Annotated in this window: 11 protein-coding genes; 10 read left to right on the forward strand and 1 reads right to left on the reverse strand. The window is 46.0% G+C overall.

Features of this window, described 5'->3' with window-relative positions; genetic code table 11:
* Positions 1-90: 90 nt before the first annotated feature.
* On the forward strand, positions 91-2154 hold the full coding sequence (locus tag ACK1LH_RS04475; RefSeq protein WP_411335065.1) for a catalase: 2064 nt from the start codon (positions 91-93) through the stop codon (positions 2152-2154).
* 488 nt (positions 2155-2642) lie between these two features.
* Here ACK1LH_RS04475 and yhfH read toward each other — a convergent pair whose 3' ends face one another.
* Positions 2643-2777, reverse strand: a complete 135-nt coding sequence (yhfH, locus tag ACK1LH_RS04480; protein WP_081414265.1) for a protein YhfH — start codon at positions 2775-2777, stop codon at positions 2643-2645.
* 192 nt (positions 2778-2969) lie between these two features.
* Here yhfH and ACK1LH_RS04485 point away from each other — a divergent pair, with 192 nt between their 5' ends.
* The 9 genes from ACK1LH_RS04485 to aceA all read left to right on the forward strand — a co-directional run bounded on the left by ACK1LH_RS04485 (position 2970) and on the right by aceA (position 12459).
* Positions 2970-3710 (forward strand): MBL fold metallo-hydrolase, encoded by a 741-nt coding sequence (locus tag ACK1LH_RS04485; protein ID WP_029283729.1) that lies wholly within the window; start codon positions 2970-2972, stop codon positions 3708-3710.
* A gap of 12 nt (positions 3711-3722) precedes the next feature.
* Positions 3723-4712, forward strand: coding sequence for a lipoate--protein ligase (locus ACK1LH_RS04490; RefSeq protein ID WP_029283731.1), 990 nt, complete (start codon positions 3723-3725; stop codon positions 4710-4712).
* A gap of 613 nt (positions 4713-5325) precedes the next feature.
* Positions 5326-6882 carry a fatty acid--CoA ligase family protein gene (locus ACK1LH_RS04495; protein ID WP_029567321.1) on the forward strand — a complete coding sequence of 519 codons (1557 nt, stop codon included), beginning with the start codon at positions 5326-5328 and terminating at the stop codon, positions 6880-6882.
* Between the two features lie 17 nt (positions 6883-6899).
* Positions 6900-7670 carry an enoyl-CoA hydratase-related protein gene (locus ACK1LH_RS04500; protein ID WP_029283735.1) on the forward strand — a complete coding sequence of 257 codons (771 nt, stop codon included), beginning with the start codon at positions 6900-6902 and terminating at the stop codon, positions 7668-7670.
* Positions 7671-7955: 285 nt separating this feature from the next.
* A complete protein-coding gene (locus ACK1LH_RS04505; RefSeq protein ID WP_029283736.1) occupies positions 7956-8507 on the forward strand; it encodes a helix-turn-helix domain-containing protein in 552 nt (183 codons plus the stop codon).
* Between the two features lie 17 nt (positions 8508-8524).
* Positions 8525-9244 (forward strand): AzlC family ABC transporter permease, encoded by a 720-nt coding sequence (locus ACK1LH_RS04510; RefSeq protein ID WP_029567323.1) that lies wholly within the window; start codon positions 8525-8527, stop codon positions 9242-9244.
* Positions 9234-9539: an AzlD domain-containing protein gene (locus ACK1LH_RS04515; protein ID WP_029283740.1), complete on the forward strand. Its 306-nt coding sequence runs from the start codon at positions 9234-9236 to the stop codon at positions 9537-9539. Before ACK1LH_RS04510 ends, ACK1LH_RS04515 begins: the two co-directional genes overlap by 11 nt.
* A 77-nt stretch (positions 9540-9616) precedes the next feature.
* On the forward strand, positions 9617-10882 hold the full coding sequence (locus ACK1LH_RS04520) for a M48 family metallopeptidase (RefSeq protein ID WP_411334603.1): 1266 nt from the start codon (positions 9617-9619) through the stop codon (positions 10880-10882).
* A 293-nt stretch (positions 10883-11175) separates the two neighbouring features.
* On the forward strand, positions 11176-12459 hold the full coding sequence (gene aceA, locus ACK1LH_RS04525) for an isocitrate lyase (protein WP_411334604.1): 1284 nt from the start codon (positions 11176-11178) through the stop codon (positions 12457-12459).
* The last annotated feature ends 102 nt before the right edge of the window (positions 12460-12561 follow it).

Raw genomic sequence — 12561 nt, forward strand, 5'->3', positions numbered from 1 at the left:
CTGGTGCCTTTTTATGTACATACGCCATGAATGTTTACTGGAAAGAAAATAGTGGTAATTCAAAAGGGTGACTATTACTGTACGGAAGGGATGAGAAATTTGGACAAGCAGAGTAAAAACAGCAAGGATGAGCAGCTGGAAGCATACCGGGTTGATGATAAAGACGGGAACATGACCACCAATCAGGGGCTTAAGGTTTCAGATGATGAGCATTCTCTAAAAGCTGGCGATCGCGGGCCCACACTGATGGAGGACTTTCATTTCCGGGAAAAGATGACCCATTTCGACCACGAGCGGATTCCGGAGCGCGCTGTCCATGCAATGGGCTACGGAGCACATGGGTATTTTCAAGTTTACGAGCCGATGAAGGAATTTACGATGGCAGGGTTTCTGCAGGACCCTTCTGTTAAAACACCTGTATTCGTGCGGTTTTCAACGGTGGCGGGCTCTAAGGGGTCTGCAGATACAGTAAGGGATGTCAGGGGATTTGCCGTGAAGTTTTATACGGAAGAAGGAAACTATGATCTGGTCGGGAACAATATCCCCGTTTTCTTCATTCAGGATGCGATTAAATTTCCGGATCTTGTCCATGCAGTTAAGCCGGAGCCTCATAATGAAATGCCCCAGGCCTCATCTGCGCATGACACGTTCTGGGACTTTATTGCCAACAATCAGGAATCTGCACACATGATGATGTGGGCGATGTCTGACCGGGCGATTCCCCGCAGCTACCGGATGATGGAGGGGTTTGGCGTACATACTTTTAGGTTTGTCAATGAAGAAGGAAAAGCGCGCTTCGTAAAATTCCACTGGAAACCGAAGCTTGGCGTCCATTCGCTTGTATGGGACGAAGCCCAGAAGCTTGCCGGAAAAGATCCTGATTTTCACAGGAGAGATCTTTACGAATCCATCGAGAACGGTGACTATCCGGAATACGAGCTTGGAGTTCAGATGATTGAGGAAGAGGACGAGTTCAAATTCGACTTTGATCTCCTTGATGCAACGAAACTATGGCCGGAGGAAATCGTACCCGTTAAAATCATCGGTAAAATGACGCTCGACCGCAATCAGGATAATGTGTTTGCCGAATCGGAGCAGGTTGCGTTCCATCCAGGACATGTCGTGCCGGGCATTGATTTTACAAATGATCCTCTGCTGCAGGGGCGCCTCTTTTCCTATACAGATACACAGATAACAAGACTTGGAGGTCCGAACTTCCATGAGATTCCGGTCAACCGTCCTGTCTGTCCATTTCATAACAACCAGCGGGACGGCATGCACCGCATGACCATAAACCGCGGTCAGACGGCCTACCATCAGAACTCGCTTGCCCAAAACGCTCCGCGTCCTGCAACGCGGGAGCAAGGCGGATATGTCCACTATCAGGAAAAAGTGGATGGACGGAAGATCCGCCAGCGCAGCGAGAGCTTTAAAGATCATTTCTCGCAGGCTAAGCTGTTCTGGAACAGCATGACAGAAGTTGAAAAGCAGCATATGATTTCTGCCTTCCGCTTTGAGCTCGGCAAAGTAAAAAGCAAGAGCGTTCAGCAGCAGGTCGTTCATATGATCAGCTGCATTGACAGCACACTTGCCGGTGAAGTGGCTGAGGGGATTGGCGCTTCGGTGCCGAATGAGCAAACGGAATCAGACGTCACTCTTGAGTCTCCGGCACTTAGCCAGGAAAAAACGGTCAAAGTTCCCGATACGCGCAAAGTGGCAGTGCTTGCTGAAGACGGCTACGATTCGGCTTCCCTGAACGCTTTTATTAGTAAGATGAAAGAAACAGGAATGATGCCTGAAGTCATCAGCCATACGCTGAGTCCGCTGAAAAGTGAGGGCGGCGAAGAGCTTGAGGTTGATCATACCTTCCTCACAAGTGATTCCATTCTGTTCGACTCATTTTATGTAGCGGGCGGGCAGAAGAGTAAAGAGCTCCTGCTCGGCAAAAAAGACGCCGCAGCATTTCTAAAAGAAGGATTCAGTCATTTTAAGCCAATTGGAGCTGCCTATGAAGCTGCAGAAGTACTTGAAGCAGCGGGAATAGCTAATGGTCCCGGCGTTATTGTAGCAGAACAATCACAAGATCCGGCGGTATTCTCTGATGCATTTATCAGTGCAGCAGCCGAGCACCGTCATTGGGATCGGGAAGTTTGACGATGGAGACACTGAGAAATCAGTGTCTTTTTTTTCTATTTATAGGGGTTTGTATGTTCACGTTTGTTTTGCAGCATTTTATGGTCGTGGATTATAGAGAAAGTGCTGTAAGCGGCGGTTAAGCGCACAAACGCGGTTATGGAAAAGGAGAAAGTGTTGTTAAAGGCGGTTAAGAACACTAACGTGGTTAGGAAGAAGAGGGAAAGTGCTGCAAGCGGTGGTTAAGCGCATAAACGCGGATATAGAAAAAGGAGAATTTTGCTGTTAAAGGTGGTTAAGAACACTAACGTGGTTAGGAAGAAGAGGGAAAGTGCTGTAAACGAAGGTTAAGCGCACAATCGTAGCCCCCAAAAATAGCAAAAGTGTTGTAAACGGAGTTTAAGAACACAAACGTAATTAATGAAAATCGAGAAAGTGCTGTAAAAGTCCGCAAAAAAAGAAAGGACAATGTATCCTTTCTCAAAAATATAGGTATAGGATCGGTATGGTTACAGGCTGCCGACGTTCATGCACTTATCGCAAGTATTGCCGTAGCACTCGTGCTGCTCTTCAATCTGTTCCCCGCACTCAAGACATTTTTTCGCCGGCAGGTTTTTGAAAAATTCAGTCATTTTAACTAACATTGGTATCCCCTCCAAGTTGTTATTACAGACATTGTATTATAACAGATAGAGGTATGTCAACATCTGTTTTGTAACAATGTGCTTCTTTTCAAAAAATGGGCTGCTGTCTGCATGTTTATAGTGGCCTCAGCTTGCGCTTATCAGCGGAAAATGGGTATATTGTAAGATAGGAATGAGCGAGGGAGGATTCACATGAAAATAACGGTTGTTGGTTTTTGGGGAGGATTTCCTGCTGTTAATGAAGCTTCTTCCGGATACCTGTTTGAATCAGATGGTTTCCGGCTCTTAGTTGATTGCGGAAGCGCGGTTTTATCCCAGCTGCAGAATTATGCAAAACCGGAAGAAATCGATGCGGTAATTCTGTCTCATTATCACCATGATCATATTGCTGATGTAGGGCCGCTGCAATTTGCCAGACTTGTTGGATCCTTTATGAATAAAAGCAGCAGGACGCTGCCTATATACGGCCATTCAGCTGATGCAGAAGCATTTGCAGGGCTTACATACAAAGAAGTAACGGCAGGGAAAGCATATAATCCGGAAGAATCCATCCAGATTGGGCCTTTTCACATCCGTTTTATGAAAACAAAGCATCCGGTAGACTGCTATGCGATGCGGATTTCGGATGGTTCATCAGAAGTAGTTTACACGGCTGACTCAAGCTACAGAGAAGAGTTTGTGCCATTTTCAAAAGATGCGGATCTTCTGCTGTGCGAATGCAATTTTTACGGAGATATGGACGGCTCGTCGGCCGGGCATATGAACAGTCTTGATGCCGGCAAACTTGCTGAGCATGCTTCTGTAAAGGAACTGATCCTGACTCACCTTCCTCATTTCGGAGAAGTGTCAAATCTCGTAAGTGAGGCCGAAACGATTTACAAAGGTCCTGTCCGTCTTGCAGCATCCGGCCTGCAATGGACAAAGGGCAATTAGGAGGAAAAGTACATGCTGTTTATTGATAATAAAGGAATAACGGATCCGAGAATCAATCTGGCCATAGAAGAGTATTGCCTGAAAAATCTTGATCCTGAGCAATCTTATTTGCTTTTTTACATTAACGAACCTTCCATTATCATCGGAAAAAATCAAAATACTATTGAAGAAATCAACACAAAGTATGTGGAAGAGCAGGGTCTTCATGTTGTGCGGAGGCTTTCAGGCGGGGGTGCGGTTTATCATGATCTTGGAAACCTGAACTTCAGCTTTATTACAAAAGATGACGGAGACAGCTTCCACAACTTCAAAAAATTCACTGAGCCTGTGACACGGGCATTGAAGCGTCTTGGTGTAGATGCAGAGCTGAGCGGCCGCAATGATATCCTTGCTGAAGGCAGAAAGATTTCAGGAAATGCCCAGTTTTCTACAAAGGGCAGAATGTTCAGCCATGGAACGCTGCTGTTTGATTCGGAAATGGAAAACGTCGTGTCCGCGCTGAAAGTGAAAAAGGACAAGATCGAATCAAAAGGAATTAAATCCATTCGCAGCCGTGTGGCAAACATCAGTGAATTTCTTGAAGAGAAGATCACGATTGAGGAATTCAGAGAACTGATTCTGCGCTATATTTTTGATACAGACGGCGAAATTCCGCAATACGTTTTAACGGAAGCGGATTGGGAAAACATCCATGCTCTTTCTGAGGAACGCTATCAGAACTGGAACTGGAATTACGGCAAATCGCCATCCTTTAACCTCCAGCATTCCCACCGCTTTCCGATCGGACAGATTGACATCCGTCTGGAAGTGAAGAAAGGCAAAATCGAAAACTGCAAAATCTTCGGAGACTTTTTCGGAGTGGGTGATGTTGAAGAAATCGAAAACCTTCTCACCGGCCTGCAATATGACCGTTCTTCCATAGAAACGGCTTTGAGGGACACAGATATCAAACATTATTTCGGCAATATTGAAAAAGAACAATTTATTGAGCTTATTTATTGAGCGTGAAGGGCGTCCTTTTTTAGGGCGCTTTTTTATTGATTGATGGGAAATATGCTGCTCAGATTATCTCCTCGGCACGGCCTTGGTTGTCCTGGAATGGAAATAACCCTTCATCGAGATCCACTCTGTGCGAATGTCACAAAGCCGCGTGGAAATGACCCTTCATCGAGATCCACTCTGTGCGAATGTCACAAAGCCGTGTGGAAATGACCCTTCAGCATAATCAAATCTGTGCGAAGGTCACAAAGGCGCTTGGAAATGACCCTTCATCGAGATCCACTCCGTGCGAAGGTCACAAAGCCGCGTGGAAATGACCCTTCATCGAGATCCACTCTGTGCGAATGTCACAAAGCCGTGTGGAAATGACCCTTCAGCATGATCAAATCTGTACGAAGGTCACAAAGGCGCGTGGAAATGACCCTTCAGCATGATCAACTCTGTGCGAAGGTCACAATCCGTCATAGAATCTCCCGCGTTCACAATTCAGCAAATTTCTCCCATATCCGCCAAGCCGTTTGTTGAGAATTTTTCCGTCATAAAATATAATAGATTTATAGTTTTAAATTTTTAGAAAATGAATGGCTGTTCATTCATTTTCGCAAGGGGTGGGAGAATGAATTTACTATCACAGCTGTCTCTGTCTGCACAGAAGTACGGAGGCAAGCCGGCGTTTATTTTTGAAGGGAAAGAAACGTCGTACGGGGAACTTGATGTGCTGATCAGCAAATTCGCTGACAGTCTGCAGCAGCTTGGGGTCAAAAAGGGGGATCATCTTGCGCTTGTGCTTGGCAATTCTCCGTATTTCGTGATTTCTCTTTATGGGGCAATGCGTGCGGGGGCTACGGTTATACCAATCAATCCAATTTACACACCGGATGAAATCGGGTACATATTGAACAATGGTGATGTAAAGACAATTGTCACACTTGATGTGCTGCTTCCGCTTTTTGAAAAAATGAATGGGGTTCTGCCTCAGGTCGAGCATATTATCTCATGTGAAACACCGCCGTCAGAAGCAAAGAGCGGGTTAGATGCGTCTTCGCTGTCAATCAGCCCAAAATTGAAATCGTTTACAAGTATTGTAGCCCAAGCTGGCGCAAACCCGGCTGAAGTTACGCTTGAAGACGATGACACGGCTGTCATTCTCTATACATCAGGCACGACAGGAAAGCCGAAAGGTGCTATGCTGACGCATAAAAACCTGTACAGCAATGCACGTGATGTAGGTTCTTACTTGAAAATGAACGACGGGGACAAAGTCGTGGCGACACTTCCAATGTTCCACGTATTCTGTCTGACGGTTTCGCTTAACGCGCCGCTGATCAGCGGTGCGACACTGCTGATCGTTCCGCGCTTTAGCCCTGCTGAAATCTTTAAGCTTGTTAAAACGTATGAAGCAACTGTTTTTGCAGGAGTGCCGACGATGTATAATTTCCTTCTTCAGCATGAAGGCGGAGACAAAGAGGATCTTCGGACCCTCAGATTGTGCATTTCCGGCGGAGCTTCGATGCCGGTTGCTCTATTAAAAGGATTTGAACAGAAATTTAATGTCGTTGTGTCGGAAGGGTATGGCTTATCGGAAGCTTCTCCTGTTACCTGCTTTAATCCGCTGGACCGTCCGAGAAAGGCCGGATCTATTGGGACAAACATTTTAAACGTTGAAAACAAAGTGGTGAATGAGCTTGGTGAGGAAGTGCCTCCAGGACAGGTAGGGGAACTGATCGTCAAGGGCCCGAATGTCATGAAAGGCTACTATAACATGCCTGAGGAAACAGCCCATACGATTCGCAATGGCTGGCTTTACACAGGGGATCTTGCGACGATGGATGAGGAAGGCTATTTCACAATTGTCGACCGCAAGAAAGATATGGTGATTGTCGGCGGGTACAATGTTTATCCGCGCGAAGTGGAGGAAGTTCTCTACAGCCACCCGGGTGTAGTGGAAGCTGCGGTTGTCGGCGTGCCTGACCCGAATCAGGGAGAAGCTGTGAAATGCTTTGTAGTTGTAAAAGACAAATTACTGACAGAAGAAGGGCTGAAAGCGCACTGCCGCGAGCATCTGGCGAAGTATAAAGTCCCTGGCTCCATCGAATTTCTGGAGGAGCTTCCAAAGAATACGACTGGAAAAATCCTGCGCAGAGCACTTAAGGATCAGGTACTTCAAAAATAGCCGGGGGGAAGTCTGTTTTGACAAATATTCTATACTCTGTGGAAAAAAATCTTGCGGTCGTTACGCTGAACAGACCGGAAGTGTTCAACTGTTTCAACTACGAAACGCTTCTTCAGCTTGAGGAGGCAGTAGAAGATATCCGGACAAACGAGGAAGTAAGGGCCGTTATTTTTACAGGGTCAGGAGATAAAGCCTTTTGTGCCGGAGCTGATTTGAAGGAACGAAAAACGCTGACTGATCAGCAGGTGAAACGTAACCTTTTTAAAATAGGAGAAGTTTTCACAAAAATCGATGCCTTGCCTCAGCCGACTATTGCAGCCATCAATGGCTATGCATTCGGGGGCGGCATGGAGCTTGCTCTGTCATGTGATTTCCGAATCATAGCTGATGGAACGTCAGTCGGCCTTACAGAGACTGGACTCGGAATTATTCCGGGCGCAGGCGGAACGCAGCGTCTCCCGAGAATCATTGGGGAGGCAAAGGCGCTGGAGCTGATTTTAACTGCGAGGAAAATGACTTCCGAGCAGGCAGCAGCCTATGGACTTGCCTTGAAAACGGCTCCGAATGCGCTCGAAGCGGCTAAGGAGCTTGCTGAGGAAATTCTTAAAAATGCACCAATTGCCCTGCAGCAGGCAAAGTTTGCCGTTAAACAGGGAATGAATGCAGATCTTCAGACCGGCCTTCATATTGAACGCAAAGCATATGAAGTCACGATTCCGACGGAAGACCGCCTCGAGGCATTAGCCGCGTTCAGCGAAAAAAGAAAACCCGTTTTTAAAGGAAAGTGAGAAAAAAGCAGCCTGAGGCTGCTTTTTTCTTGTTTATCAAATAATAAAGAATAATAGGGCTGTGGATAACATAACAAAGTTATCATCGGCAAGCGGAAGCGCCTAGATCCTCTGTCAGAACAAATCCGTCAAAAAAGTCAAAACCGGACTTTTCCGCCGGATTCTTATCTGCCTATCGGATCTGACCAAGGCGCTTCCGCTTTTGTTATTATGTCTGAATATTTCCTATTGTTCAAAATATTATACAAATGTATACTATAAAAAACATATTGAAAGGAATTAGATATGAAATCCTTGCAGGAGCAGATTGGCTACAACTTAAAAAGCATCAGGAAAATGCGGCAGTACAGTCTTGATCAGCTTTCGGGCGTCACAGGAGTGAGCAAGGGGATGCTTGCCCAAATTGAAAAAGGGCAGTCAAGTCCGACCGTCAACACGCTGTGGAAAATCGCTAACGGCCTCGGGGTATCTTTTTCATCTCTTGTTGAGGAAGAGACCTCCGGAATCTCGATTGTCCGCAGAGAAGAAAAGGCCGCTTTGCAGGACGTAAACGACAAGTATCATGTATTTCCTTATTTTCCTTACGACCAGCAGAAGAAATTTGAAGTGTTTCTGCTTGAGCTTTTGCCGGGCTGCCGGCATGTATCGCAGCAGCATTTGAGCGGAGCGGAAGAATACATGTTTGTCAGTGAAGGGGAAATGGCTGTTTCAATTGGAGACGATTACTATGAACTTGTAAAAGGCGATTCAATGAAATTCACAGCTAACCGGGAGCATGTATATGAAAATAAGACAGAAGCGGTTTCATCATGCTTTCTGCTTATCTATTATCCATAAGGAGAGGAGTAATCAGGATGGCGGAAACAGCGTTTATAAGAAAACAGACGCACTTTTCAGAGGGAATGGCAGCGGGACTCAGCATTGCGATCGGGTATATGCCGGTGGCGCTGACATTCGGCCTGCTTGCGGGGGATACAGGACTGACCCTTTCTGAAACGGTGATGATGAGCATTTTTGTGTTTGCAGGTGCCGCACAATACATATCGCTCAGCCTGCTTGCGGCAGGCACGGGCATTTTTGAAATTGTGTTTACGACGTTCATTGTGAACATCCGGCATTTCTTAATGTCAGCCTCTCTGAATGAAAAGGTGGAGGAGGACAGTCTTTGGAAAAAGGCTCTTTACTCATTCGGCATCACAGATGAAACCTTTTCCGTAGCTTCGGTTAAAGAGGGAACGGTATCTGCGGGATATATGTTCGGGCTTATTTTTATTTCATACTCAAGCTGGGTTGTTTTTTCCGGTGTCGGCCATATGATTGGCGCAAATCTTCCGGAGACCCTGCAGGAAAGTATGTCGGTTGCGCTTTATGCGATGTTTATCGGGCTGCTCGTCCCGTCAATGAAAAAGCAGCGGAAGGTCGTGTTTTTAGCGGGAGCGGCAGCCATTTTTAATTCCGTTTTCTATCTGACAGGCTCTCTTTCAACAGGCTGGTCAATTGTCCTGTCCACTCTGTTATCGGCTGTCTTAGTTGAACTTGCTTATTCAAAGGGGGGCAAGCGGCATGCTGAGTAATATAATGATGATGATTCTCGGAATGGCCATTGTCACTTATCTTCCAAGAATGATCCCTCTTGTTGCGCTGAGCGGTATAGATCTGCCGCCTTTTGTTCAGAATGTATTGCGGAATGTTCCGTTTGCAACGCTCGGAGCCCTGATTTTGCCCGGTGTCTTTTTTATACAGGAGGATATTTGGTTCGGGGCAGTTGGCGCAGCGGCTGCATTTGCAGTCGCCTATTTTGGTGTGAATGTCATTATTGTCGTCATGAGTTCCATTTTAACCCTTATCGTGTACGGGCTCCTGTTTTAATCCGGACGAATAAGTTCTAACTCTGCCGCTTTCACACTACACTAGTACAAAGAGCTTGTTCGGGGGAGGACAACATCATGCGCAAATGGCTTACTGTATCAGTCCTGATTTATTTCTTATACGGCCTGTTTGTCTACTGGTATATCTATATGGGAGCGGACTCGACACTTCCGGCACAGTTCCAGGGCGGTTCAGCCGACCCGAATACGTTTATGAACAGCAGGGAGCTTACCCTTTCACAGGATTACTCTAAGCTGAGGGATTTTATGTTTTTTACAGCCGCGCCCTTTGAATGGTTTATCTTTTTTGTTGTCCTCGTTACCGGATTTGCAAAAAAGATGCAGCGCTGGGCCGAAAGTATTTCCAGGTTTTTTATTCTCCAGGCGGCCGTGTTTGTTTTCGCGCTGTCTCTGCTTGTAACGCTCTGTGCTTTTCCACTTGAATGGCTGCGCTATAAAATTTCGCTGTCCTATCACATTACGACCCAGACCTTTTCAGGGTGGATGAAGGATCAGCTGATTGATTTCTGGGTGAACTGCGCATTTATGGTGCTGATTGTCGCCGTATTGTACGGCCTGATCAGAAAATTTTCAAGAAAATGGTGGCTGTTTGCGTGGATTCTCTCTGTACCGTTCAGCCTGTTCCTGATGTTCATCCAGCCGGTCCTGATCGACCCGCTGTACAATGAGTTTACGCCGCTTAAAAACAAAGAGCTTGAAACGAAGATCCTCGCGATTGCAGAGGAGGCCAATATTCCTGCAGACCATGTGTTTGAAGTGAACATGTCTGAGAAGACAAATGCTCTGAACGCATATGTCACAGGAATTGGAGACAACTCAAGGATCGTTCTCTGGGATACAACGTTAAATAAATTGAGCGAGGATGAAATATTGTTCATCATGGCCCACGAGATGGGGCACTATGTGATGAAGCATATTTATATCGGGATAGGCGGCTATCTCGTGCTCACCTTGCTTGGTCTTTATATGATCAACAGGCTCATGAACTTCTCCATCAGGCGTTACGGGCACATTCTGAAGCTTGACGGAAAAAAACAGCTTGCCTCACTTCCGCTATTACTTATGCTGCTCGGAATGCTGAGTTTTGCCTCGGATCCTTTTTCAAATATCATATCGCGCCACCAGGAAAAGGACGCAGATCTGTATGCTATTGAAATGACAGAGAATACCGAAGCTGCCGTGAGCACATTCCAGGAACTGACCCGGGCAGGTTTAAGCCAGGTCAATCCGCCGGCTCTTGTGAAAGTGTTCAGATACAGCCACCCGACCATTTTAGAAAGAATCAACTATCTTGAAGAATGGGGCAGCGGGAGGGAAGAATAATAAGAAACTGATTATTACTTTTAAAAAATCCGAACTGGTTATTGGTTCGGATTTTTTCGTTTAGAGTGATACTTCCTCCTGCTTTCCTTCTGTTATCATACAGCGGAAGACTGCCTCCGCTCCTTTATGAATCGTACAAAACCCAGTTATATCAACCTTTCAGTCAATTAATTTAAAAAAATCAAAAAAATTAAAAGAAAAAGATTCCATTTTCAATCAATCTGTTATATATTAATACTATAAAATACAAACTGTATTATAACAAAACGTACAGACTATTGGAGGGACTGGAAATGACAAACGAAAGAGCGCGAAAACTGGAAGAAATCTGGGCAATGGATGCGAGATGGAACGGAGTAGAAAGACCGTATTCGGCGGAAGAAGTGATTCGTCTGCGCGGATCGATCGATATTGAACATACTCTTGCACGCAGAGGTGCAGAAAAATTCTGGAATCTGCTTCAGACGGAAGACTATATTCATGCACTGGGAGCATTAACCGGCAATCAGGCCGTTCAACAAGTAAAGGCAGGATTGAAAGCGATTTATTTAAGCGGCTGGCAGGTTGCCGCTGATGCAAACCTTTCAGGCCATATGTATCCTGACCAAAGCCTTTATCCGGCAAACAGCGTTCCGGCCGTTGTAAAACGAATCAACCAGGCCCTTCAGCGTGCAGATCAGATTCAGCATATGGAAGGAGAAGGAGACGTGGATTGGTTCGCTCCAATCATTGCAGATGCTGAAGCAGGTTTTGGCGGACAGCTGAATGTATTTGAACTGATGAAAGGCATGATTGAAGCGGGAGCAGCCGCTGTTCATTTTGAAGATCAGCTTTCTTCTGAGAAAAAATGCGGTCACCTTGGAGGAAAAGTGCTTCTTCCTACACAAACAGCTGTGAAGAATTTGATTTCTGCCCGCCTTGCAGCAGATGTATCGGGTGTACCGACAATCATTATTGCCCGGACGGATGCTGACGCAGCAGATTTGATTACGAGCGACGTTGATCCTGAAGATCAGGCATTTATTACAGGCGAGCGCACGGCGGAAGGGTTTTTCCGGACAACAGCCGGCATCGATCAGGCTATTGCACGCGGACTTGCTTATGCGCCATATGCCGACCTTATTTGGTGCGAAACGTCAGAGCCGAACCTTGAGCAGGCTCAGAAGTTTGCGGATGCCATTCATGCGAAGTTCCCTGGAAAGCTTCTTGCTTACAACTGCTCACCATCCTTTAACTGGAAAAAGAAGTTGGATGAAGAAACAATTGCCAAGTTCCAAAGAGAAATCGCGAAAATGGGCTATAAATTCCAGTTCGTTACTCTTGCCGGATTCCATGCCCTCAACTACGGCATGTTCGAGCTCGCCAGAAAATACCGCGACAACGGAATGGCAGCCTATTCAGAGCTTCAGCAGGCTGAGTTTGCTAGCGAACAATACGGCTACACAGCGACAAGACATCAGCGTGAAGTCGGAACAGGCTACTTTGATGAAGTGTCACAGGTTATCACAGGAGGCACATCCTCCACAACTGCGCTTAAAGGTTCAACAGAAGAAGAGCAGTTTACAGCACAGTCCTAAAAAAAAAGCTGCTGCATCCATCGGGATGCAGCGGTTTTTTTATGCCTTTGTTCCCTCTCTGTTAAAATGGTAGATATAGAACAGTATGCAAGATCGAAATTT

This window comes from Metabacillus indicus (genome assembly GCF_046603695.1).
In the GTDB taxonomy this organism is placed as follows: Bacteria; Bacillota; Bacilli; order Bacillales; family Bacillaceae; genus Bacillus_P; species Bacillus_P indicus.

Bases quoted from the DNA above. Each gene is read 5' to 3' on its own strand.
- ACK1LH_RS04475 (WP_411335065.1), top strand. From the start codon at position 91: ATGAGAAATTTGGACAAGCAGAGTAAAAACAGCAAGGATGAGCAGCTG.
- ACK1LH_RS04505 (WP_029283736.1), top strand. From the start codon at position 7,956: ATGAAATCCTTGCAGGAGCAGATTGGCTACAACTTAAAAAGCATCAGG.
- ACK1LH_RS04510 (WP_029567323.1), top strand. From the start codon at position 8,525: ATGGCGGAAACAGCGTTTATAAGAAAACAGACGCACTTTTCAGAGGGA.
- yhfH (WP_081414265.1), bottom strand. From the start codon at position 2,777: ATGTTAGTTAAAATGACTGAATTTTTCAAAAACCTGCCGGCGAAAAAA.
- aceA (WP_411334604.1), top strand. From the start codon at position 11,176: ATGACAAACGAAAGAGCGCGAAAACTGGAAGAAATCTGGGCAATGGAT.
- ACK1LH_RS04520 (WP_411334603.1), top strand. From the start codon at position 9,617: ATGCGCAAATGGCTTACTGTATCAGTCCTGATTTATTTCTTATACGGC.
- ACK1LH_RS04495 (WP_029567321.1), top strand. From the start codon at position 5,326: ATGAATTTACTATCACAGCTGTCTCTGTCTGCACAGAAGTACGGAGGC.
- ACK1LH_RS04490 (WP_029283731.1), top strand. From the start codon at position 3,723: ATGCTGTTTATTGATAATAAAGGAATAACGGATCCGAGAATCAATCTG.
- ACK1LH_RS04485 (WP_029283729.1), top strand. From the start codon at position 2,970: ATGAAAATAACGGTTGTTGGTTTTTGGGGAGGATTTCCTGCTGTTAAT.
- ACK1LH_RS04515 (WP_029283740.1), top strand. From the start codon at position 9,234: ATGCTGAGTAATATAATGATGATGATTCTCGGAATGGCCATTGTCACT.